The following is a 23,988-nucleotide window of genomic DNA, read 5'->3' as shown; positions in this document are numbered from 1 at the left end:
CTGCGAAGGCAGGTATCCAGTGCCTTTTCTTAGACAAAGCCTAAGTCGCTGGGCTCCTGCCTTCGCAGGAGCGACGAATATTTATCGTAAAAAGCTTAAAAGATTAGAATTGGGTTTGCCCCTCAGCTTTATAAACGCTTTATGAATATTAATTTGTAAAGCAGTAAGAAAATGGCGTAAGTTCTAAAATATATAGACTTACGTCTTTTTTTAGGTTTAACGTGGCAGTTGTACACATAAAAGCGGTTGGATCTTATCCCCCATTAGATAGAAATGGTGAAGTATTGCCTGATGAATTGAGTTTAGAGAGTATTTGCTCACCATCAGACAGTCTCGAAGATACGACTGAAGCATTAAGTACTGCAATATGGAATACGGAACAAATTCGACTAGAGCGATATGTTTTTCAATGTGGTGATCATAGCTATAAATTAAGGCTAAATTTGTCAGAAACTCACGGTATTGAGATGTTTATGGCAAGTAAGCCTGAGAGGAGACATTCCTTCGGAGATGATAGTGGGCTTGGCTTAAGCCTTAGTTTGAGCCGTAGCTTGACACTAAGTCGTTCTCTTACTCAAAGCCTTAGTTTTAGTCGTAGCTTAACACTAGGCCGATCTCTTACTCAAAACCTTCATCGGAGTCGGAAGCGGGATGTCAATTTGACTCAGCATTTCTCTGAAGCATTAACTCGGCTTGGTGTTACTGAGATTAAAATATTTAGTACTGCTGAAACTCCTCACTCTTCTGCAAAATCTTATGCAGACCGTAAACTGAATGAACGTCCAGCTTTTGAACACGATAGAATACAAACTAATGTTGAAGTGCTTCTAGCATCAAGGCAGTTTGGTAAGCGAGTTCAGGAGATTAACCTCAAATTGCAAAAAATGGGTAAAGTGTGTGACGATATCCAGTTACTTTTCACTACGGTAAGATCGCTCAAATGCCCTGTGACGGGGTTGCGCTTACATCCAGAAAATACAGTAATGATCCGTCAATTTGCACAATCTGATGCAATTCGTAAGAACCTTAGCACCAAAATTTATGGCCCACATTATAAACTGTTGATGCTCAGTAAAGATGGCTTGCGAAGATTGCTTCTTGAATACTTGAACATACGGGTTGTTGAAGGTAAAAAGCCAGTAATCTCCTTTAATGGGATAAATATACTCTCATTAACGGCTGATAATATTGAACCTGTAACTCGTATGAATTTTTACAATTCTCTAACAGAAGAAGTGAGCGTGTTTTCTACTTACAGTCTGAGAATGCGGTTTACATTTCCTGTGGCGACAGGAGTGTTTTTTCGAGAAACCAAACTTTAAATAACCTGAACTCTGCATAAGCAAACCTCTACAGCACAGCTACTTATGCGTATTTCTGTGTTAGAACAGCTCGAAATAGACCTGCTATTACGAACTGTTCTGCCTTGAACTACACAAAATTAGCCGCACTGTAGATTGAATTTATCGCTTATCTATAAAAACAAAACGTTACTGATTTTTTTATACAGAGCTCAGGTTAAATAGTAATACCTGATACGATATAAAAACGAATATCTCAGAACTCGATCAGTTCACAATCACTCTACTGATGGTATAACATTAGACTTTGTATTCATGCCATTATGATTTCATGTTTAAACTCAATCCGTTTTCCCCATTTTCTGCACCTTTATTTTCTGCTCAGGGCATACATTGGTCCTATAAACGAAAATTAGCATTAGCCAGCCAATTGGTAATGTTATTGATTGCAATGATAATCGTAACCAATATTGCAATCAGCTTGGGCCAAAAGCAATTAACGAGGGAGTGGGCAACACAAAGGTACAGTGAACTACAAACTTTTAGTACCTTACTTGCCGATCAAGTCGCGTTTCAAAACTTTCGAATTAGAACCTTTGCTTCCAGCGAGACCTTTATTCATTTTTTGCAAAGTCCAAGTAATACTAGGCATGAGCAGTTGAATAAACATTGGATGGATTTGACTGAAGATATTCCCGAGCTTTTATCGATCGCGTTTTATGATGCGGCTGGGTATCGAAGACTGGTTACACAAAATCAAAAAATAATGCCTATTTTGTCGCAGTCTTTGCTGACAAAATTGTATTTGCTGCGAGAAGGGGAGGTGTATTCCTCTCAGATCCATCAGATAGCCATTAATGGTGTGTTGGAGCCTTATCAGTTTCAAATCATTAAAGTCGTGAGCCCACAAAAAAAATTAGTGGGTTTCTTTGTCACCTTTAACTCGATAAATCGTACCTTACAATCTATTAAACCCAATTTTGGTGGCAGCTCGTCACCTCTGGTTTTATTAGATTCAAAGGGAAGAATGTTTGATGGTAATAAATTTTCCAGTGCCAAACGAGAGACTAACGATGAGAGAAGTATGCATCTGAGTACACAGTACCCAGAGCTTTGGAACGCCATTAATATCAAAAAATTTGGTGAATTTTATGGTAAGGCTTCAACCTATGTGTACTTAAAAGTTGACTTCGGAGAAAGCAGTTCCAGCACTAACCCGTATTTTTTCTTATCAAAAATTCATGATGCTGACATTAAAAAAGAGTTTGCACATTGGCAGTTCATTTTAGTGGGTTTTGCTGTGTTGCTGACCTTGCTTATTAGTAGCGTTATTGTGTTATTACACCGTTTTACAATAGAAAGACGCGCCAGATTTTTTAATATGGAGCTGGTTAATCAGTTGTTTAAAGACGATAGAGGGTTACTGATTGCCACTGAAGATGGTCGAGTGATTGCGTCTAATTCAACCGCGGCCTCTTTATTATCCACTGTCAAAGAAGAGTTAACCGATCGCAATGTTATGCGAATTTTTCAGTGGGAACACCAACAATATCTTCAGGTCATCAAATCTTATCAAGAGAACGGGCAGCATCAGCAGGAGTTAGATCTTCGTCATGCTGATTTAGGGGTACTAACAGTGACCTTTTCTTCATTGCCTTTGATACAGAGCGCTAATGCAGTGAAAGATGAATACCTCCTGATCAGTATTTGTGACATTACCGAATCTAGGAAATTACAAGAACAAGCGGCTCTGTACTATCAAATAAGTGAAACTGCAATTCCTGTAGTGCTCGTTGATATTCAAGGTCGGATCCAAAAATCGAATAGTCAGTTTGATCAAGCATTTAAGCTCAAGTCTAGCTCAGACAGCTTAACCTATTTATTGGGGGGTGAAATTGAAAAGCAGTGGGGTCATATTCAGCAACAACTGGCGTTAAAAGGGCTGTGGCGAGGCAATACTCAATATTTTTATAATGGCCAACAAGTATGTTTTGATGTGGTTATCGACCATGCTGATGCCGACTCGCACGAGCTCGACTTGTTTGTTTGTAGCTTCATTCCGTCGATAAGTTCGTTCGTAGTTGAAAAAGAAAAAAAGATCCCCCATCGCAGCCGAATTTTGACCGGTTATGAAGAAGTCGAAAGCTATTTCTCTAGTCTCGATGAAAACAAACGCTTATATGCCAGTATGATGTTGTTAGATATCACCCCTGTTGGCGTATTTAGTCATATGAGTGACATAGAAAAGCTTGAAAAGCGTCAACACGATATTGAGGTTAGGCTATTACTTGAGCTACCAAAAGCGTATCAATTGGCTTTATATCAATTGGGTAAGCTAATGGTTATGCTGCCCAATACCAGCTCAGACGAAGCGCATCAATTTGCCGTTGAAATTTATAATCGTCTTGATGAAATTGGTCTATCAGAAGGGATCAGTATTGGTATTGTTTCATACCATCAAGGTCAGTCCCTAAAGACCTTTATGGATAATGCTGAAATCGCCTTGCAACGCGCAAAACAAAATGCCGAACAGAATATCTGTCAAGCTTTTACCCGCTTTGATGTACCGGGTGAAGAGTCTTGATACAATGCTTGTATATAGAAAAGAAGTGAATTACATATTGCCTGTAACTCACTTCTTTTTTCTTTGAAAAATTATTAAATGGAATAAACAGTGTTAACCAACCCATCGCAATTAGTGCTTCGAAATCAAGATTATTTTTCACAGCAACGGGTATTGTTACTCAATATTGAAGCCGATCATTTAGCAAAAGAGTTATTGGATTCTGCTGATTCGGTAACGGCTTTGGCTTTGGACTACAACCACTACCAGCAACTTAAGCCACATCAAAATGATAAGTTGTCGGTAAAATTTGGTCATCAGTTACCAGAGGTTCAGACCTTTGATAGCGTTATCATTTACTTTCCTAAAGCCAAGCCATTAGCGGGTTATTTATATCAACTGGCTGCTCAATATCTGGCAGTCGGTGGCAGTTTATTCCTTGTCGGTGAAAACAAAGGTGGTATTAAATCCGCACCAAAAACTTTGCCAAATTTCTTTTCTAAAGCCAACAAGCTTGATAATGCTCGTCATTGTTTACTCTATACGAGCGAATTGCTGGAAAGTACTTCTGAGTTTTCCGTACAGGAATGGTGTAATCAGTATGTGCTACCAACACCACAGGGCGAAGTGACCATCTGTAATATGGTCGGGGTGTTTAGCCAAAAACAACTGGATGCAGGCACGGCATTACTATTAGAAAACATGACTGAATTTCACGGTCGAGTTTTAGATTTTGGTTGTGGCGCAGGCGTGATCACCGCAGCTTTACTTAAAGCTCAGCCCGAATTGCAATTGGAATGTGTGGACATTAATGCCATGGCTTTGTTGTCATGTGAATTGACGTTAAAAGCCAATAATCTGAGTGCAAAAGTTTATCCATCAGACGGTTTAGCACAAGTGGAAGGGGAATTAGATGGCATCGTCTCTAATCCTCCTTTTCATGATGGCTTAGTGTCGACGACGGACATTGCAGAGCGATTTGTGAAAGACAGTGCCAATGCATTAACTGCAGGAGGTGTATTCTTAATCGTGGCTAATCGCCATCTTCCATACTCAGATGCGTTGCAGCAACACTTTGGTAAAGTGAATACCGCGGCTGAAAATAACAAATACAAGGTCTATCAAAACTAATGGAAATATTAAACATTGACTGTTTGGGGAAAAAGCTACGCTTAGAGGCTTCGTTGGCGGGCTGGCAACAGCTGTATTGGGACAATACCCCTGTTGCTGGATGCCCAGCAAGTGAAAATTACGAGGGGCAATTTAGCCATGAGTTTGAGCTAAGTACCCAACCGCAAGTGGAACAAGATGCCGAACCTGAGCCCCAAACCATCAAAGTTAAGTTGGACATTGACCTAAAGTGGCAACCCTTTGAATTAGATTATCAACTGCAAGTGGATGGGCAAACGCTAACCGATGGGCAGCGTAATACTAAGGATATAGAACAACAAACGCCTGTAGAAACTTCGAAACAAGAAGCCAGAAAACCGGGAGTGTTAGGCTTAGTTTCTTTAGGTTTTAAATTACTTAAAAGTGCTAAGGTCATTAAAGTGGTATTGGCGGGAGCCAGCTTAGCGGCCTATTCGTGGTTATTTTCATTCCAATTTGCTCTTGCGTTAATAGCGGTGCTGGTGGTGCATGAATACGGCCATGTAAAAGCCATGAAGTACTTTGGTATGAAAACCAAAGGCTTTTATCTGATCCCATTTATGGGGGGATTGGCACTTACTGATCAGAAGATAAATACTCGTTGGCAAGATGTAGTGATCTCCATAATGGGGCCGACCTTTGGGATGATTATGGCTTGGGTGTGCCTTATTGCATTTTGGATCACGGATAACATGCTGTTTGCTGGTTTGGCGTCTCTCAGTGCTTTGATCAATTTATTCCAAATGTTACCCATTCTGCCACTTGATGGCGGACACTTAATTAAAAGCGTCAGCTTTTCAATGAACAGCGCAGTGGGCTTGATCATTTGTATTGCAGGTGCGGTATTTGGTGTTGCCATTAGCTACTATTTTGGCATGACCTTGTTTGGTTTCTTACTTGCGATAGGCTCGATTGAGATAATTTTAGAATGGCGAAGTCGACATCACACTCACCTCTTACCCTTAGATAGATACGGACAGATTTTCTCTTTTGTCTGGTACGCCTTAACGGTAGCTGGATTAATGGCGGTGATCTGGCTTACGGCGAAAAGTGGTGATCCATTATTGTCGTTACCGATGAAGATCTTACAATCATGATAATAGGGAAGTCTTGTGCCTCATTGTATTATTGAACACTCTAATGAGTTTAACGCTGATGTATTAATGGAAGCGGTATTTAAAGGCGCATTAAGTTCACGCCTGTTTGAAAGTAAAGCGATTAAAGTGCGAGCTTTACCTTATCAATTTTATCAAGTGGGCTTTAAGCGTTCTGCGTTTATCCACGTGACCTTAAAAATTCTTTCAGGAAGAACCCAAGAACAAAAGCTGGATCTTTCAGAAAAAGTCCTAAACCAATTGTCGGCGCTGAGTTACGATGATGTTTCCATTACCGTAGAAGTGGTCGATATCGACCGTGAGAGTTATAAGAGGGCTTTAACGTGAAACTTAACTTTGCATTTGATGTAGGTTATTAAGCCGTTTTTGGGTGTTAAAGTAAGGTTCTTTTCATTTGCTGTTGAGCGGAGGGGGTGCTTTCTCGAAGTTTAATCTTTTCTAATTGTTGTTTTTGCTGTTCAGTCAACATTGTTTTAACACCGCTTGGGTGTGGTGAAGCGACTTTACTTGGAGCTGATTTTTGATTGGGCTGAAGTGTAATAGGAGAGGGGAAAACAAGATTGGGTGTTTCTTCTGGCGTTGAAGCTTGTCGTGATAACTGCTGGGTATATTGACTAATGGTTTCAATTTCTTGCGTGCTTGCCTGTTCAGGTAGTTTGTGTCCTTGCAGGAGGTCAGCTGATGAGCTTAACGGAACGGTCGAGGTAGGTTTGTCGTCGTTAAGCAAAGGATAAGGTGATGTTGTTCTTTCTGCTTTATTAATGGGGAATTTTGGTCGCCTTGCACCCGAGTCAGATGGCTTAGGGAACTTTGAGTTTTTCAAACCCCATCTTGCTTCTTCAAGAAAGTTAACGGCAGGCGTAGTGTTTGTGTCAGTTCGAATACGCCCCTTTTTTTTAGCTCCCTCTATTATATCGGAATAACAAAACTGCTTTAATTTTCTTGAGTACTGCTGTTCCACTTCTCCAGATACTGTGTCAGGGTTTTCCTTGGTTTGCTTGGGAGCGTGTGACGTTTCGTCAATAACAAAAAAGCTCGAAACAACAGAAATTGCTGCTCCACCTTGATCAAATGTGACTTTGAAATTAAATCCAGCAATTCTAAACAAGCCAGAGTAAATAGTATCACTTTCTGTACTTTGTATTGCCTTTGTTAAAAAACCTATTAAAACTGGTGACTTAGATGGGTCGAAAGTTGCTTCAAACATAACATAAACTCATCTTTGTATTTTTCAGTGAATGCATCAATATCAGGATTTAATATCAAACATCAAAATAGATGAAAGACTAGTCAGGATAGGTTCAATTTATTGAGTTCAAGGTATACCAAGAGAAAATACTGAAATGGATAAAAGATAGAGTTTAACAATCTGAGCAATTAGATTGACGATGGGTAAAGTCGATTAGCTCACCTTTATCATTCGCTTCAAACTGACAGCATTGTGAGAACAGCCTTTTTAACGCTATTCGGCTTTGCTTGAGTTGTGATTTTAGGGTTGAGTATGGCAATTGATGTTGCTCGGCAAATGTTTTTTGCGACAGGCCATTTAGATCAATCTCAATCAACATCTTTTGTTGAGCTTCAGGAAGCGCCTGAACAAAAGGTTGAATACAATGCTCTAACTCAGTATAGATATTGCTCTCGTTTGTATTCCACTCTTTTTTTACGTCCACTTCAGTCAAGTCTGTATTGTTAATGTTGTTGCGTGCTTTACTGCGGTAGAAATCCATTACACTGTTTTTAGCGATTTGAAATAGCCAACTTTTTAATTTAGTGGAATCTTGCAATTGGTTAATGGATTTAAGGCTTTTAATTATTACATCTTGCAGAATATCCTCAGCCTCTTCTGGTGAAGAAACTTTAGATAACAAAAACTGGTATAAGCTCGAGTGATATTGCTGCCAAATTTGTTCAATGTTCATTTTTGACCTTTGTACTGCTTTACATTTATAAGACGCTTTTATTTTTAAAAAGACGAGTAGATCTGGCATCACATTATGTCATATTAGTTTAATGACCATTCTTTAAGCTGTAATTTATTACAGTACTCAATGAAACTTCGTAGAGTCTTTTACTCATTCTAAAGTGGCATTAAGATACTGTTTCGTATAAAAAATGCTCAGTTGAGTTCTTGCTCTATTGAAACCACTTGTTAATAAATAAAAATAATATAAATTGAAGAAGTTCAAGGATGAGTGAGCAACAAAGTGAGTCAATGTGATGAATTCCATTGCTTATTTGTCCTGCTATTTACAAGGAATTAAATCGATGAAAAAAGCGCTACTTGCCTCAATTCTCTCTTCCACTCTTATTATGGGTTGTGCATCTACTTCAGATGAAACCGCTGGTTCCCACGATAGAAGTAAAGCTATTTCAGCTCTAACCGTCAAAATGGATGAGCTTGGATACGAAAAAGTAAAAATCCAGCCAGGTGTGGATGAGTTTTTGAATTTGTCTGCGGCTATTTTGAAACGTCAGCGTAATGTGATGAAAGAGTATTATCATCAGTCAGAAACATATCGTGATGTGCAGTCTTTCCTTTTTGTTAATAAAGATAAAAACAAAGAAGAGCTTGCTCAAGCCATTGCGGAATTTGATGCAGGTGCAAAAACTGACGATGAGAAAATCGGTCATAAAATCGCGCTATATCAACAAGCGAGCGAAAAAGTTTTCGACTCAAATGTTGAGCTTGGTTTGGAAATCACCAAAGAAGTTGCACAGTCTGCCATTATCTTATCTCAGCATGGAACTGAAGTGGCTAAGGCAACGGCCCTTAGAGCTGCAGGTTCTTTATTTTCATCATTCACCTCAGATGACAAAAAGAAAGACGACTCAAAAGACTTAGGTAGTGCGCTGTTAAAAGCAAAAGATCAGTTATCTCTCGCGATGGATGCGAACAAAATCATCTCAACAGAGCAAGATATTGTAAAAGCCATCGAGGCTTTGCAAGCTGAGCATGAGTCAAGAGGCAAAAAACTGTAATGAGTAAATACCTATTTGGTATTGCTCTTTTCCTTTGCTCACATTCTTCTTGGGCTTGGCCTGAATGGGTGACAACTAATTCAGCCAAGCCTGAGTATATAACAGGTGTGGGTGTTGGAGCTTCTCGTGCTGAGGCTGAAAATGCAGCCTTGGCAGAGATCACTGCGCAATTACTCGTACAAGTTAATACTAACACTTCTCAATGGTTAGAAAAAAATAACCAGCAAACGACCAACCAGTTTACTCAGCGTACTCAAACTAAAACTTTACCTTTTAAGTTAGTCGGAATTGAGTCGTTAAATTCATCGACAAAACGAAACCAGTTTGCGGTACAAATCGGTATCAAGAAGCGTAGATTAATTCAAGTTATCGACTCTGAGCTTGTAAACCTCAAACATTTATCTGTCCCAGAATCTCATATTGAACAGCAGTTTGTTTGGGTTGTTGAAAATCAGGGTAAATTAGCAAGGCATGCTGATCTTGTTGATATATACCAAATGCTTTCAGGTTCACAATCGACATATCGAATCTTGCTAGCAAAAGTGACTCAACAGTTTAATCGAGTATGGCGCAATTTAAGTTGTCGCGTCGTGACTGATTCAGAAACGGCCCAGTTTCAAACTCATATTGAGCGTCAGTTACCTTGTGGTGGTAACCACGAAATTTGGATAAGGCCAAACATACAATGGAAGCATGCAACCGCTCATGGATACAAGCATGCCAAAGCCTCATTCATCATTCAATTTATGCAAGCGTCCGATCCATTTTTACCCATTAAAACTTATCAATTTGAAGTGATGGCTAAAGCAAAATCGATACAAAAAGCCAAAGGCATTGCTATCAAACAGCTAAGTTCACAACTGCAACAACCTATTAGTCTTTGGGAATCAGCGCAATAGGAAGCGAAATGAAATTCATCAAAACTCTAACATTATCTGCCATTACTCTAGCCTTATTAGCTGGCTGTAAAAGTACCCCTTCATCACAAACTCAAAAAACAAAAGTCTCTAACCGTGCTTCAAGCGCATTAGTCGCCAAAAGTGCTTATGACTTTGAGGACAGTGATATCACAGTACCTGCGTATTTCGATACTCAAGGTTTAGATCGTTGCACTTTTAATCCAAATAATGAAAGAGATGGATGCCCGCTGAAAAAACCAATTGTTCGTATGTACTTTGATGTCGCAAAAGTCGCGGGTCAAGGTGAAGGTGTTGATGCATTAAGAGCCTTTGAAGATCATAGCCTGTTGATGATGCTTGAGAATCAATTCGCTGGGATCAATCGTTTTCGAATCATTACCCGAGATGACAATACCGTTTCTAAAGAGCAAAAAATCTTTCTTGAGCAACAAGGTGCAAAAGCATTAGCGAAAAAAGTTTCTCAGCAACGTGTGTTACAACCTGATTTTGTGGTCAAGCTTGACTCACTCAGAACCGTTAAAAGCGAAGGCAGCATCACCAGCTGGATGGATTACACCCTAGAGTTAACCAGCTCTGTGCTTAATCCATACACTCGCGAAAAACTGTCACACCCGAATTTAGGCAAAATTCGTGTTAAGTCTGAAGATGTACGTGATCGTGCAGAGATGAAATACGTTAAAGCCAGTAATCGCTACTTAAGTGGTTTCCGTTATTTCGATGGCGCCCATGTGAATGCAGTGATTAATGACATGGCCTCTCGTGGCATTGATATCTTGTTGACGCGGATGCTATCTGAAATGCCTTCTACCGCTCAGGTTTTGGGCATTAAGGGCAACCAAATCAGTCTGGATAGAGGCCAAAATGCCGGAGTACTTCCCAATGAAACCATGATCATTTTCAGTTATGAAGCAGGCTTTGTTGATCCTATTGGGGTGGCTCATGTCATGCCATCCAAAAATAGCGCCACAGGTAAAATCATCCGTTGGAAAGATAATAAACTGGCCGATCAAATCAAAGCTCAATCTGAAAATGGTATCTACCGTCCTGCAAGTGGTTCGAAGATTTTTGCTGTTTCTGTAGGAACGCCAAAAGACTTTTTGGAGAACCGTACATGATAAAACCACTAGGGAAAGGACTTCTGCTATGTGGATTAAGCTTACCTTTACAAGCAGAAGTCATTGTTCTACAGGATGGAACCTTGCAAACTCATGCCTGCGCCTATGGGCGTGGGGCTATTGCGATCAGTGGTGCTAAAGCTCAAGGGGCTTCTGAAATTGCTGCTTTTTTGCGTGCTCATAAGCAACTGAGTTTGAGTGGGAGCAAGCAAGATATTCAAATCAATGATGAAACGGCAAAAACGTATTCATCACAAAGAGAATTATTACTTGAGGGATTACAACAACAGGCTTTAACGTTAGATACCTCGTCACCAGTACTGCAAGGTAATGATACTTGTGTAACGGTGAGTTTAGCCCTGAAGCAATCTGTTGAAGAAAGCGATCTCAATTGGGACGATGGGGCCAAAGACGTTAGTGTAACGGTTATAGGTGAAGGCTGGAAAACGACAGATAATAATGCACGCCAAAATGCGGAACAAGATGCATTACAACGTGCTTTATCTCAAGTGGTTGGCGTGTGGCTCAGTCAGCAACATAGTCAGTCTTCGTTAACTCAAACATCGATTGATAATGATACCGAACAAATGCAGATGCGGGATGTGATTGGTCAGCAGTTATCCATGCATACTGAGGGATTGATCAAAGAGTGGCGTACTTTGGCCTCTAAGCCAATTGAGCAGCAAGGCATACAAGTGACGCTTCAAGTCTTAGTGGAAAAGCAGCCGCTCATCCAACAAACCTCACAACTCCTTAAGCAAATCGGTTCACCCACGGTAAGTTTAATCGCTTCAGAACCCCTTAAGTCACTTATTTCGATTTGGTTAAGTGAACAAGGTATTGAGATCAGCGATAACTCTGCATTAAAAGTGTCTGCTGACTCTCAGTTAAGAGGATCGGGACAAAACCGACGTCTGCATTTATCCGTTAAAGTGCATGATGTAAATAATAATGTTTACTCTCAATGGAAAAACGATCCTTCATTACTGGCATTGCCATATGATGAACATGTGCTTGCGGATCTCACTGAAGTTCACTTAGCAAACGATGAGCAACATCTCGCGTTACTTGAAAGTTTGCAAAAGGGCTTTACTCAAGTAGTGGCTCGCGGTGGTATTCAGCGCAAGTTACTCATTCCTAATTCCTTAATACAAAATAAGGCTGAACTTATTCAAGTACTCAATTCACTTGCTGGTGTTAGCCATGTTTCTCTTGAGCAGAAACATGATCACTCAGTTGCCTTGGTGAGATACAAAGGCGGTAATGGTGAACTTGCCAATATCCTGAATATGGCATTATCGGCTATTGCAGTAAAAAACGTTCCTAACGTAAAAATTAAAAACAGCTATACACTCAGTTACCTGTAAGGACACATGATGAAAAAAACACTAATTGCACTGACTCTTTCTATGTCATTTACTGCACTGGCTAATGACAATTTTAACCTTGATGATTTACTGCCTGCAAAACCTAACCAAGAAGTTGTAGGCGCTCAAGATGTAAAGGTGAGTGGTGATGCTGTCGTAGCCAAAACTGACACTAAAGTTGCTGCTCAAGCCGCCGTTGCCGTAGCTCATCAGCAATTACTTGAAGATGACGAAGATGGCATCAAAATGGTGCAAGTTGGAAGTGGTACTGGGATTTTATCCATCGGTAGTGCCAGTTATACCAGTTATAACAATATCAATGCGACTCTGCTTTCTAAGCGCGCAGCTTATAACAAAGCGTATTTGATCGCCAAAAAGCAATTGATTGAAAACATGAAAGGTGTAGAGCACCAATGTAGCAACTTAGTTGCAGAGAGTATGGATGCTATTGATACTGGTGTTGACAGTGTTGCTAACTCGACCAGTGCAATGAAAGAAGCTTGTCAGGAAGCTGTATCAGGTTCTCTAGCAGGATTTGTCACCTTTGATGTTAATGATGATGCACAAAGTAAGTTGGTTCGTGTCAGCCTTATCTCAACGCCAAAAACTCGTGCTCAAATTAGCCAAAATAATGGTGCAGTAGTGGTCAATACCGATCCGAATAGCATCTTTAAACAAGTGGTTGCAGATATTAAAAGCGGCGTATTGCCACCAGTAGGCGCTAAAATTCTTTCTCATGCAGAAACGGGTGAAAAGATTGTATTAGGTTTTGGTTCGGCCATTATTCGTCAAAATCGAAATGCCAGCATGGCTCGTAAATTGAAGAAAAGTGCTAAGCGCCAATCGCAAACACGCTCTCGCTCTGCGTTGTTAGCCACCATGAAAGGCGAAAAAGTGTATTGGCAAGGACGTTTTGATGAAAGCCAAATGGAAAGCGCTCAGCAGTTTGAATATGACGATCCTAATTTAAACGATCCTCAGCAAGTTAAGGTACTGGACGCTGACCGCAACCAGTTTGTTAACCAAATGAAAGAAAGCGAAGAGTATGCCACTATTGCCAAAGGGAAGTTACCGGCAGGCGTAAGCTCTAAAAGCTTTACTAGCGCTGATGGACATTGGCAGTACACCATTTCAGTTTACGCGCCTAGCTTAGAAGCCGCAGCGAAAAAAGCCAATGCTGAAATGGTCAGTAAAATCCAAGGGCAAGGTGTCGTAAGCCGTTCAGGGCGCAAAATTATTGCCGAAGGCGGTGTAAACGATAAAGCGAAAAACCCGAAAGCCGCTTCTGGCCAAGTGTCTAAAAAGGGAGATCTTTAATGATCAACAGCCTTTTGCTGCTGACATTAAGTGTAACTGGAGCTGATTTTGAAGTTGAAAGTCTCATAACACGACAGAGTGGCTTTTTTAAAGTACAAGCTGTCGAGAATGGGGCTCGAGTTATGCTCCTCAATCCCAACGCCAAGCCTGCTATTGAGCAGGCTTGTCGGCGGGCATTGACTTTACCGACTGTACAGCAACTTAAGCGCAAGCTTAAATCCGAATTAGAGCTAAGCCTTCATAATAATAATGGTGACACAAAACATCGGTTACTGACTTTTGATATTCCGGATTCTGTTCACTATATAAATGCATCAATCGATGACTACCAACAACAGAAGCAATCTTCTTGGTGGTATTGTCAAGGTACAGTAAAAGTAAGTTCAGAATCGGAAACGTTAGCAGGTTTAGCCATACGCTACGCTTGGGATATCGTTAATACTGAAAGAGATATAAATACGAAGAAACTTAAGCTTAAGTCAGTATTACCTTATGCGATTAATCACCCAAGTACACATCATGACGCCATTTCGTTAATTGTTCATAATGCGGCCAAAGATAAGCAATTGGCTTATATCCAGAAATATCACTTACAGCCTGAAAAGTTAAAGCTTGCTAAATCAAAACAAGTTGTGAGTAACGCTTTGCTCAATCATAACCAGCTAAAACAAGCTTACGAGTATGTTGCAGAATGTGATTCTTTAAATTGTCGAAAGCTTAAATTAAGCATTGAACAAAAGTTAGAGCAGCAAGAGCAGCAAACCGCTGATGATTTAGACAGTTATTTTAGGGAATAATCATGTTACCGACTAATAAATGGATTTTGTTGACCAGCTTGATATACACCTCTGCCGTTTATGCTGATAACGATCCTGAGTTTGAGGCGTTTCTTAAAAATCATGAGTCTGAGTTTTCACAATATCAACAGCAGATAAAGCAAGAATTTCAGCAGTTTGAAAAAGAATGGAAAAACGCGGAAGCGGAATATAAAAAACGCATTTCTAAAAAGTGGGAAACCGCAGAGCTGCCAAGTAAAAAAGTATGGGTCAGTTACAGTGAAGATTTAAATCAGCGTACAAAAGTCGATTATGAAAAAGGCGTAGTTCAAATTGAACTCAAAAAAGAGGTGATCAAGCATAATGTTCTGATTCAAGCTAAGACTCAGTTAACCCAATTGAGCCGTACCACTCCAACTCAAGCGATAAAATCAGATCCAATCGTGCGTCAAGTGGTTAAGGCGATTAAGGTCAATCAGCAAATTCAAACGAAGAGAGAGCAGAAGCTAACTAAGCCAGTAATTATTGAGCAGAAACCATTAGCACTAAAGGGGCTGAAAGAACAACCAATCATTAAGCCCGCTGTACTTACACAAGTATTAACGGAAGCGCCCGTAGTAAAAGAAGATAAAGACTTTGTCACTGTTACCTACGCGTTACCTAAACAATCTTTTTATCAAAAAGCACAACCGTATTTAAACCAAGTAAAATCAGAGTCTGAGCGCTGGAAACTCCCACCATCATTGCTTTTAGCAATCATTCATACTGAATCCAGTTTTAATCCAATGGCTCGCTCATCCATTCCTGCATTTGGTTTGATGCAAATTGTTCCTTCAACAGCAGGTAAGGATGTGAGCCAATTTATCCTTGGTGAGCCGAAACTCTATACACCTGAATACTTATATCAGGCCAGTAATAACATTGAAGCGGGTAGTGCTTATTTGCATTTATTACAAAATCGTTATTTCAAGCACGTGAGAAATCAAAAGGCAAAAACCTACCTTAGTATTGCGGCTTATAACACCGGTATCGGCAATGTGGCAAAAACACTAACAGGCACCAAATCGTTACGACAAGCAGCAATTAAAGCGAATTTAATGTCTCCTGATGAGATCTACAGCAAGCTTTTACGCGATTTACCCGCACAAGAAACTCGAAATTATTTAAAGAAAGTTCAGGCTCGTTCGAAAAGCTACGAACAACATCTAAAAGGAATTTAATCATGAAAAAATCAATAATGACTCTAAGCTTACTGCTTTGTTTAAGTGCGTGTAAGTCAACGTCGACGACAGAATCGAAGCCGCTTCATAACGACGATAGTGTACCGAGTTGGGTACTTCAGCCAACATTAGAGCATGCATTTGCTTCCAGTTCATGTGTACCTTGGTCAGGCAGTTTATCGATAGATAAAGCACAAGCAGTCGCAGCAGCGAGAGCCGATTTAACTCAGCAGATCAAACTAAAGTCTGCGGTGCTCGATAAGTTGTATCAACGCAAAATTGAACATGAGCAAGCAACTAACGTGGGTGGTACGTTTGAACAAGTGAGTAAACAGGTAGCGGAACAAAACTTAGTGGGCACAAAGCCTGAAAAAGTGGCGTTCGCCAAGTTAGATAACGTAAAGCAATTGTGTGTATTAGTATCTATGCCTGCCCCTAAAAAAGCGTTTGATGAATTAGTGTCATTATCAGGTAAGAAATTAGATCCAACGTCAAAACAAGCGCTTTATGAAGAGTTTAAAGCTCAAAAGGCGATGAAAGCATTGGAAAGCGAATTGAAATCAATGAAGCACTAGGGCTTGTTGAACTTTTGTGCTTATTTTTGTAGCAAAAACTGGTTATCTTATGCAAGACGGAGTCTGTGCAGTGTAGTTATTACCGACATATACAACTGTCGTTATTTCGTTTCCACATAAATAAACTATAACGCAGCAGAAGTGACCAATTTACGCTGTCTTAGATGCTTTTGAGCACTTCCTGTTCTGTGTTGTGACCAGTTCACTTAGATTACTAAGCTTCACTGCTGACGCCTTGAACAGAAAAACGCTCAAATAGCACAAAATTCAAGCCTGGAAGATCAATCGGCCCTAAGCCCTTTTTTAATTTAATCAACGATAACAAGGAACTGTAATGAGAGAGATATTCTTTTTTGATACAATGTTAACCCCTAAGATCATCACGTTTGTGTATTGGTTGATGTTATTTGGAACTTTGATATCAAGTTTAGGCATTATGTTTACTAAATACGGTGGTGGTTTCTGGTATGGTTTAGGTGTTTTGATTGCAGGGGTTATTGGCACCAGAATTTGGTGTGAATTATTGATTGTTTTGTTCAAAATCCATGAAAATTTAAACAAAATAGCTAATAAATCTGAATAAGATATGTCTCGTCCTAAAATACGTTGACGGTTTTAATGTAAATCCAAGAGCATTTGCTCTTGGATTTTTTTATGCACTTGGTTCGGTGTTTTCATCTCTAAACTTAAATGCGGTCTCATATCGTTGTATATCGCTATTGATTCATCGATGAGCAACTTTAATTCATCAATATTTTTACATTGATATACAAGGAACTCCTGCTTCAGTATACCATTCACCCTCTCTGCGAGTGCATTTTGATAGCAGTCATAACCATCAGTCATTGAGGGTATTATATTATTTTGCTTAAGTTTATTCTGATAAATAGCAGAGCAATATTGTAACCCTCTGTCTGAGTGATGAATTGCGTTACGTCTATAACACCTATGGCTAACAGCCATATCTAGCGCTTTAACCACGTCTGTCGCTTTCATTCCATCACTTAATTCATAGCCCATTATTTTTCGACTATAAGCGTCAGTGACAAGCGAGAGATAATGCACACCATCATCACTTTCCACATAAGTGATATCACTTACCAAGACTTCTTCAGCTCTTTGTGGCGTGTAATCCTTTAACAAATTCGGATGCTTTTTCATCCAATGCTTACTGTTAGTCGTTTTCCTATAACTACGCTTGGGTTGAATTAGCAGGTGTTCTTCCCTCAGATAGTCGAATAGGCCATCTCGCCCGAGCTTTATGCCTTCCTCCATAAGTTGAGGCTTCAGAAGATAGTACAGTTTCCTACCGCCTAATCGTGGCATAAATCGCCGTAACGCTAGCACCATATTTTTTACTGGAGCTAACATGATAGCCCGTTTTTTATCTCTATATTCCCTTTGATAAATTGATTGCCTCGTCATGCCAAGAAGCTTACAAGCCTTGCTTAAACTTACTTGCTTTTGTACCTGAAGGTTTCTTGCTCCTTGGCTATAAGCTTTTTTCGCAACCCTATACCATGTTCAGCATCAATAATATCGACGACTTCATTAAGTAATAGGTTACGTAACTTTTCATCCTTCAACTCTCGCTCTAAGCGCTTAATCTTTTGAGCTGGTGTTTCTTTGGCTTTAGGTGATTTAGACATGGTTATTTTCGGTGGTTGACACCAATCTAGCTTACCGTGTTTTCTCAACCATGTAAGTACTGTTGAGCGACCTTGGATACCATAGATTTTTTGAGCTTGCTTATAGGTCATATCACCTTTTTCAACAGCTGCAACAACCTGCAATTTAAAGCCTAATGAATAATCACGTTGTGTACGTTTTATATAGGTAGGATCTGGGTTTGTCATAATAAGTCCTAAATGTGTAAACACATTTCAGGACGGGACAATAATTTAAGCTCAAAGGCACAGCTACATTTCTGTGCCTTATTTATAGCAACCCAAACCGTTGATGACTTTAAACAGAAACTCAGCAAGCATGAGTACTCTGCCGATTTCACAAAATTATACGATGAATACATCACTCGCTTTGGCTGTCGAGGCGTCAAAGAAATTGATATTGCCACACCGAGAATGTCTGAGAACCTTCCTCATATTTTCAATACATTAAAACAAATCGACCTAGAAGATAATGCGACGTTAAACGTGAAAAAACGCAGTGAAGCCGCTTATGAACAACTGCTTCAGATCGCACGAGAAATGGGTAAAGAAAAGCGCTTTGTAATGCTAGCCAAGGTTTATCGTGACATGAATGGTTACCGCGACCACCCGAAATATATGTACGTTGTTGCCGTGGGACTGTTGAGACGAAAAGTCTTACAGTTAGGAAACCAATGGGCAAGAGAAGGGCGTATTGATAGTGCGGAGCAGATTTTTAACTTATCGGTTGAACAAGTTTCCCAAGCTGAGAATGACAGTAATTTACAACTTATGCCGTTGGTTGAAGCTAATATCGCGCCGTATGCCAAGGTTGCGCATGTCAAGGACTGGCCGAGAATAATCGATAGCAGAGGAAAAATTTATCGTGCACTTCCTGAAACCAAAGAGGGCGAAATTGTGGGAGAGGCAATCTCTCTTGGGATAATTAAAGGGCGTGCAAAAGTGTTACTCGACCCTTATGAAAAGCCGTTGAACAAAGGTGAAATTCTGGTTTGTAAAGCCAGTGAACCAAGCTGGGCTCCGGTGTTTATCAATGCATCTGGTGTAGTTATGGAAGTGGGAGGACCACTTCAACACGGAGCCATCATTGCCCGAGAGTACGGCTTGCCTTGTGTGAGCAGTGTTTACGATGCGACTAAAATCATCAAAGACGGTGATTGGATTGAGGTGGATGGTTCCGATGGCATTGTAAGAGTGGTAAATGAACCGAATTTGTAATTTGAACAAGTCTAAAAGTTATATAGATGTGAGGTATATCCATAAATCCATTTAGGAGAAAAAACTTAAATATCAGCCTGAACAGTGATTGAATTCCTTACCAATTAAGTTGGAAGTAACGATTAACTTTTTATATTTTAAATCAGTATAAAAGTAACTTCAGAGCAAGGTATATTATGGCCTTTCAACCTTCATTGTCTGACCAAGCAGCTAAAGGGCAGCTTTATTCAAGCTGTTTTATCAAGGAAATTAATTCGGTAAGTTCTTCCCCTGAAGGCTCAGTTCATTGTAGTTACTCGGCCAAGTTATCTTTTTTTGATGGCTATATCTATAATATTCAAATCGTTAATGGCCAATTAGAATCAATAAAGTTAAACGCTGAAGCGTCGGAGGCATTAAATAATCCCAAACCGCATTTAACTATGAACGAAGATACGCTCAGTAGAGCTAGAACGCTTAACTGGACAGGCTTGTATCATGAATTTTGTCAAAACGGAGGTAAGGCAAAAACTAAAGAGGGACAGTTAATTAGTCGAGGTACCCATCAGACATTTACCTTTGGTGAAGCGACTAATAAGGGTGTTCCATATCAATACTCTCTTGGGGGAGAGTTTGATACAAGGAGCCCAACGGTTGCTGATACTGTTACTCAATCGTCCTTTCCCTCTAGACAACCATCATCACCAAAAAAACGGGCCTCACTCCAGCAAGAGCCTCAATATGATAGTGTCCCAGATGATCTTAAGGAAGCAATAACATCGTCTGCAAATCATCCAAGAAGAAGTACAACTGAAAAACCCAAACCAGCTAAAAAGCCATCAACGATCCCAGCTTCAAAGCTAAGGCCCTCACAATCAGCCCCTAAAAAAGCACAAGCAGGTAATGGAACTAAAACGGTTATTGAGTCAACAGAGTCACCTAGAAGAAAGCCTACGAGAAAAGCACCGCCTGTACCAAAAGCTCTTGATATGACCCCAATGTCACAATCGGAAGCTACTATAGCTGGGAATGTTCTCAGTAAAGTTAAACTGCTGGAGCAAGTACAACACCAACCTCAACCACCTAGTATTCATATATCTGGACGTCAATATAGAGATAGTACGTCCGATTCTGCTTATGGAAGTTCTTCTTTACCTTCGACACCTGTTGATCTTGCTCATCCTCATGTGGACACTTCCACTGGAGAATTGATGTATAACACTCTACCGTCGGGAGTTAAGCCCGCTACAGACGGTCTAAAATTAGCTCCCGTAGTTAATCCAAGTGATTTGCTTTCTGTGGATAGTGGTCTTCGAGAGCATTCCCTTAGGGCTTGGCAGGAACACTTAGAACAACGGGAGCAGGCAGTGAAAGTCATTGAAGAAGAGAGCAAGAAAGCGATTGCATGGGTTCGTTCTTTTGATGAAAGAGAGTCAAAATTAAAGCTTCAACAAGAAGCTCTACTTAAGGAAAAAGCACAGATCCAAATATTAGATGAGTTTAGGGCAAAAGATCAACGCTCACTATTTGAAGCTCAAGCTTTATTCCATAAAGAAAAAAAAGCGTTTGAAGAAGCGAAAGCCAACAGTTCAGGCACAGAAATAGACCAATTAAAAAAAGAAGTGGAGAGATACAAAGTAATCATTGAAGAAAAAGATGTACAGATTCTTAAATTAACTGAGCAAGTAAATAGGGATGCAGCAAGCGCCAATGTGAAATCAGCAAAACAGCAAGTAGATGAAGAGCGTATGGCGGCTATATCTGTGCGAGAGCAAGAAATCCAAGAAAGGGAAACGAAACTTCAGCATGAATTAAGTGATATGACGAATAAACATCAAAAAATGAAGTTAATTCAAGAAAAATCAAAACAATTAGAAGCGAGTTTACAAGCAAGGGAACGTGACTTAGAGCGTAAGTTAGCAGAGCTTAGTCAGCAACAGGCCGATTTAGAGCATGCTCGAAATGGATTTGAGGTGATGAAAAAGAAAATAGTAGCTCAATATCAAGCAGCCCTAACACAGTGTCAAAATAAAGATCAGTTCCTTGAACAAAAGCAACAAGAACTTATTCAAAGGGAAATGGCAATACGTGCTAGAGAAGCACAAATCGTGCTGTAGTCATCCCTAATTTTTAGGTTTAGATCCTGAAAATTAGGCACAAAAAAACCGACTTGCGTCGGCTTGTATCATCTTTAAGATGATGGTACCAGAGGTGGGACTTGAACCCACACTCCCGAAGGAAACGGATTTTGAATCCGTCATGTCTACCAATTCCATCACTCTGGCATTTATCGTCAGGCTATTGCCTTAACAGTGGACTCGAATTATACCCACGGATTTTGTGTTGGCAAGGGCTTTCCATCGTTTATTCGCTTTTTCACATTCAAGCGGATGAAATTCCGTCATTTTGATTTGATTTCACTTCCATTGAGACTTCCTACTCACCTAATTTCTAACGCCATTTTTCCTAAAAAATGCTTGTCAAATTGACTTTCGTCAAGGCAACAAAATGTGAATTCAATTTAATGATTTATATCGTTTTTTTTGCTGCGACATAGTGTCGCAGTTTGTTGTTAATTGATTGAGGTTGAGTGTTAACAAGCGCAAAATTTCCCTACAAAATGATAAGGAGCGTTTAACAATGCGATTAAATTCTTTAAGTGCCTTACTGGTTTCCATGTATGCGATTTCTAACTATGCTTGGGCCGAGGCCGATCCTGTTTATGAAGTGATTGAAGTTCGCGGTCATGTATACAAGCAAGATAAGGTTACCGAGCAAGCGGTTACTTCTCCTAATTATGCTATTCCCACCAGTGATTTGGCTGATCTCTTGACTTCTTTACCGGGTGCAAATGTGAACGCCAATGGACCCATTAGCAAAATTGCTCAATATCGTGGTTTGTATGGTGACCGTATTGCAACTCAAGTCGATGGCCTAACCTTGGCGGGCGCGGGCCCAAATAGCATGGATGCACCAATGAGTTACGCCAGTGTATTAATGACGGAATCCATTGAGATGATCCGAGGTATTGCCCCTGTCAGCAGTGGCGTGGATACCTTAGGTGGCAGCTTGAAGGTGAATACGGTTAACCCTGATGTGGGTGATCAGTGGGCGCATGTGCTGGGTCAGTTTACAGATAATGGCGAGCAATCACAGCTGGGGGCGATCACTAATTTGTCTTGGGGTGAGCAAGCAGTGCTATTGCATTATGAGCAAGCTAAAGGTAATGATGCTGTAGAAGATGGCGCGGGTCGTAAAATTGTTCCAGGTGAATACGATAAACAGCAATTTGGTGCAAAATATCTGATTGAGCTTACACCAGAGCATAAAATTATGCTTAGCTATGGCGCGGTCAATACGGGGAACTCAGCCAGTCCTGCACTGCCAATGGATATTGATTTTATCGATACCGATCGTTACAAGGTTTCAGGCAACTCTGAATTTGGTTGGGGAGAAATGAACTGGCATATCGGCTGGCAAAACGCCCGTCACGGTATGTCCAACAGCTTATTGCGTCCAGTCAAATCTCCAATGATGGCTCGCTATAACCGTGCTGACAGTACAGGTGTTGATGCCAGTGTGGCATTTGAACTTGAACAGTGGGAATTTGGCTTGGATTTTCAGCAGAGCGTTCATGATTCTTTGATCACCAACCCTAACAATCCAATGATGAAAGTGGATAACTTTAAAGAGGTCGAATCACAAACTCTCAGTGCTTTTGCTCAGTGGTCTGAAACCTATGGTGACCATAGCTGGCAGTTAGGTACTCGAGTTAAGCAGTACCACAATGATGCAGGGAAAGTCAGTCACTCTATGGCGATGATGAACCCGAATATTAAAGCCTTAATGGACAAGTTTAACCAAGCGGACAGAAGTCAGAGCCAAACAGGTGTTGATCTCGTTGCTCAGTGGTTATATGCGCAAAACGATGAAATTAACTGGCGTGCTAGCCTTGCCCGTAAACAATCCAGCCCAAGTTATCAGCAGCGATATTTGTGGATACCGATGCAAGCGACAGGTGGTCTCGCTGATGGGCACACCTACATTGGCAATGTTGATTTAAAGCTGGAAACCGCTTATCAACTTGAGTTTGGTGTTGATCTCAGTTCAGGGCCACTCAACCTTGCGCCAAGAGTGTTCTGGCAAAAGATTGATAATTATGTGCAAGGTGTCACTGCGACTGATCCTAAAGTCAAAATGGTGGCAAAAATGATGGGAGACAGCCAACCGTTAATGTTTGCGAACACAGACGCTAAACTCTATGGCTTTGATGTCGAGGCTCAATATCGATTTAATGATAACTGGCAGCTGGCGATGATCAGCAGTTACACTCGTGGTAAGCGTACCGATATTAAAGATAATTTGTATCGTTTGGCGCCACTTTCTGGCTCGGTATCGTTAAATTATCAACACCAAAATTGGCGTTCACAACTGATTTGGCGAGGAGCGGCTAAGCAAGATAAGGTATCGAATATCCAAAACGAAAAAGCCACAGCAGGTTATGGGATCATGAATGTACTTGCCGCTTATGAAACTGATCAGTGGTTAATCAAGGCGGGCGTAACCAACGTATTTGATAAGGAATACCAAAATCACCTTGCTGGCTATAACCGAGTGATGGGCAGTGACATTGCTGTTGGTGAACGTTTACCGGGTTATGGACGCCAAGTTTGGGCTTCTCTGCTTTATAGCTTTTAGATATTCCTGAGATAAACCCTATGTGC

20 protein-coding genes and 1 tRNA gene are annotated in these 23,988 nt (G+C 40.4%); 17 read left to right on the top strand and 4 right to left on the bottom strand.

The genetic code is table 11. The annotated features are described in order from the left end of the window. Positions 1-221: 221 nt before the first annotated feature. The 5 genes from E2H97_RS15360 to E2H97_RS15340 all read left to right on the top strand — a co-directional run bounded on the left by E2H97_RS15360 (position 222) and on the right by E2H97_RS15340 (position 6,455). Positions 222-1,322, top strand: a complete 1,101-nt coding sequence (locus tag E2H97_RS15360; protein ID WP_133407946.1) for a hypothetical protein — start codon at positions 222-224, stop codon at positions 1,320-1,322. 310 nt (positions 1,323-1,632) lie between these two features. After that, positions 1,633-3,885 carry a PAS domain-containing protein gene (locus E2H97_RS15355; protein WP_133407945.1) on the top strand — a complete coding sequence of 751 codons (2,253 nt, stop codon included), beginning with the start codon at positions 1,633-1,635 and terminating at the stop codon, positions 3,883-3,885. A 90-nt stretch (positions 3,886-3,975) separates the two neighbouring features. After that, positions 3,976-4,995 (top strand): methyltransferase, encoded by a 1,020-nt coding sequence (locus E2H97_RS15350; RefSeq protein ID WP_133407944.1) that lies wholly within the window; start codon positions 3,976-3,978, stop codon positions 4,993-4,995. Next, entirely contained in the window at positions 4,995-6,110 is a 1,116-nt protein-coding gene (locus tag E2H97_RS15345) for a site-2 protease family protein (RefSeq protein ID WP_133407943.1), read from the top strand. Before E2H97_RS15350 ends, E2H97_RS15345 begins: the two co-directional genes overlap by 1 nt. A gap of 15 nt (positions 6,111-6,125) precedes the next feature. After that, the gene (locus tag E2H97_RS15340) at positions 6,126-6,455 is read left to right on the top strand and encodes a 5-carboxymethyl-2-hydroxymuconate Delta-isomerase (protein WP_133407942.1); all 330 of its coding nucleotides are present in this window, start codon (positions 6,126-6,128) and stop codon (positions 6,453-6,455) included. A gap of 46 nt (positions 6,456-6,501) precedes the next feature. On the opposite strand, the gene E2H97_RS15335 is transcribed toward E2H97_RS15340, so the two are convergent. Together E2H97_RS15335 and sigZ are read right to left on the bottom strand one after the other, a co-directional pair. Further along, a complete protein-coding gene (locus E2H97_RS15335; protein WP_133407941.1) occupies positions 6,502-7,335 on the bottom strand; it encodes a hypothetical protein in 834 nt (277 codons plus the stop codon). A gap of 154 nt (positions 7,336-7,489) precedes the next feature. After that, entirely contained in the window at positions 7,490-8,050 is a 561-nt protein-coding gene (gene sigZ / locus E2H97_RS15330; protein WP_170308323.1) for an RNA polymerase sigma factor SigZ, read from the bottom strand. Positions 8,051-8,396: 346 nt separating this feature from the next. Between sigZ and E2H97_RS15325 the strand changes: the two genes are divergently transcribed. From E2H97_RS15325 to E2H97_RS15285, 9 genes are all read left to right on the top strand, one after another. After that, positions 8,397-9,110, top strand: coding sequence for a hypothetical protein (locus E2H97_RS15325; RefSeq protein ID WP_133407939.1), 714 nt, complete (start codon positions 8,397-8,399; stop codon positions 9,108-9,110). After that, on the top strand, positions 9,110-10,009 hold the full coding sequence (locus tag E2H97_RS15320; RefSeq protein ID WP_133407938.1) for an LPP20 family lipoprotein: 900 nt from the start codon (positions 9,110-9,112) through the stop codon (positions 10,007-10,009). The genes E2H97_RS15325 and E2H97_RS15320 overlap by 1 nt, the downstream gene beginning before the upstream one ends. Positions 10,010-10,017: 8 nt before the next feature. Then, complete coding sequence (locus E2H97_RS15315) at positions 10,018-11,145, top strand: hypothetical protein (RefSeq protein WP_133407937.1); 1,128 nt, start codon at positions 10,018-10,020, stop codon at positions 11,143-11,145. Continuing rightward, positions 11,142-12,512, top strand: coding sequence for a hypothetical protein (locus E2H97_RS15310; RefSeq protein ID WP_133407936.1), 1,371 nt, complete (start codon positions 11,142-11,144; stop codon positions 12,510-12,512). Before E2H97_RS15315 ends, E2H97_RS15310 begins: the two co-directional genes overlap by 4 nt. 6 nt (positions 12,513-12,518) lie before the next feature. Continuing rightward, on the top strand, positions 12,519-13,829 hold the full coding sequence (locus E2H97_RS15305; RefSeq protein WP_246029014.1) for a hypothetical protein: 1,311 nt from the start codon (positions 12,519-12,521) through the stop codon (positions 13,827-13,829). Next, the gene (locus tag E2H97_RS15300) at positions 13,829-14,626 is read left to right on the top strand and encodes a hypothetical protein (RefSeq protein ID WP_133407935.1); all 798 of its coding nucleotides are present in this window, start codon (positions 13,829-13,831) and stop codon (positions 14,624-14,626) included. The genes E2H97_RS15305 and E2H97_RS15300 overlap by 1 nt, the downstream gene beginning before the upstream one ends. 2 nt (positions 14,627-14,628) lie before the next feature. Next, a complete protein-coding gene (locus tag E2H97_RS15295; protein ID WP_133407934.1) occupies positions 14,629-15,825 on the top strand; it encodes a transglycosylase SLT domain-containing protein in 1,197 nt (398 codons plus the stop codon). Positions 15,826-15,827: 2 nt separating this feature from the next. Further along, a complete protein-coding gene (locus E2H97_RS15290) occupies positions 15,828-16,400 on the top strand; it encodes a hypothetical protein (RefSeq protein WP_246029013.1) in 573 nt (190 codons plus the stop codon). A 334-nt stretch (positions 16,401-16,734) separates the two neighbouring features. After that, positions 16,735-16,983, top strand: a complete 249-nt coding sequence (locus E2H97_RS15285; RefSeq protein ID WP_133407933.1) for a DUF4282 domain-containing protein — start codon at positions 16,735-16,737, stop codon at positions 16,981-16,983. Between the two features lie 32 nt (positions 16,984-17,015). Here E2H97_RS15285 and E2H97_RS15280 read toward each other — a convergent pair. Then, a protein-coding gene (locus E2H97_RS15280; protein WP_133406468.1) for an IS3 family transposase occupies positions 17,016-18,256 on the bottom strand; the annotation gives its coding sequence in 2 pieces (ribosomal slippage) (positions 17,016-17,896 and positions 17,896-18,256; 1,242 coding nt in all). Positions 18,257-18,268: 12 nt separating this feature from the next. Here E2H97_RS15280 and E2H97_RS15275 point away from each other — a divergent pair. Continuing rightward, entirely contained in the window at positions 18,269-19,285 is a 1,017-nt protein-coding gene (locus tag E2H97_RS15275; protein ID WP_133407932.1) for a PEP-utilizing enzyme, read from the top strand. 176 nt (positions 19,286-19,461) lie between these two features. Further along, positions 19,462-21,381: a coiled-coil domain-containing protein gene (locus E2H97_RS15270; protein WP_133407931.1), complete on the top strand. Its 1,920-nt coding sequence runs from the start codon at positions 19,462-19,464 to the stop codon at positions 21,379-21,381. Positions 21,382-21,464: 83 nt separating this feature from the next. Here E2H97_RS15270 and E2H97_RS15265 read toward each other — a convergent pair. Then, a tRNA-Leu gene (locus E2H97_RS15265) sits at positions 21,465-21,549 on the bottom strand. A 355-nt stretch (positions 21,550-21,904) separates the two neighbouring features. On the opposite strand from E2H97_RS15265, the gene E2H97_RS15260 reads away from it, so the two are divergent. After that, on the top strand, positions 21,905-23,962 hold the full coding sequence (locus E2H97_RS15260) for a TonB-dependent receptor (protein WP_133407930.1): 2,058 nt from the start codon (positions 21,905-21,907) through the stop codon (positions 23,960-23,962). The last annotated feature ends 26 nt before the right edge of the window (positions 23,963-23,988 follow it).

This window comes from Parashewanella tropica, assembly GCF_004358445.1.
GTDB classification, from domain to species: Bacteria; Pseudomonadota; Gammaproteobacteria; order Enterobacterales; family Shewanellaceae; genus Parashewanella; species Parashewanella tropica.
The sequence above is the reverse complement of the archived record's forward strand: the minus strand, read 5'-3'. Positions and strand labels throughout refer to the sequence as shown.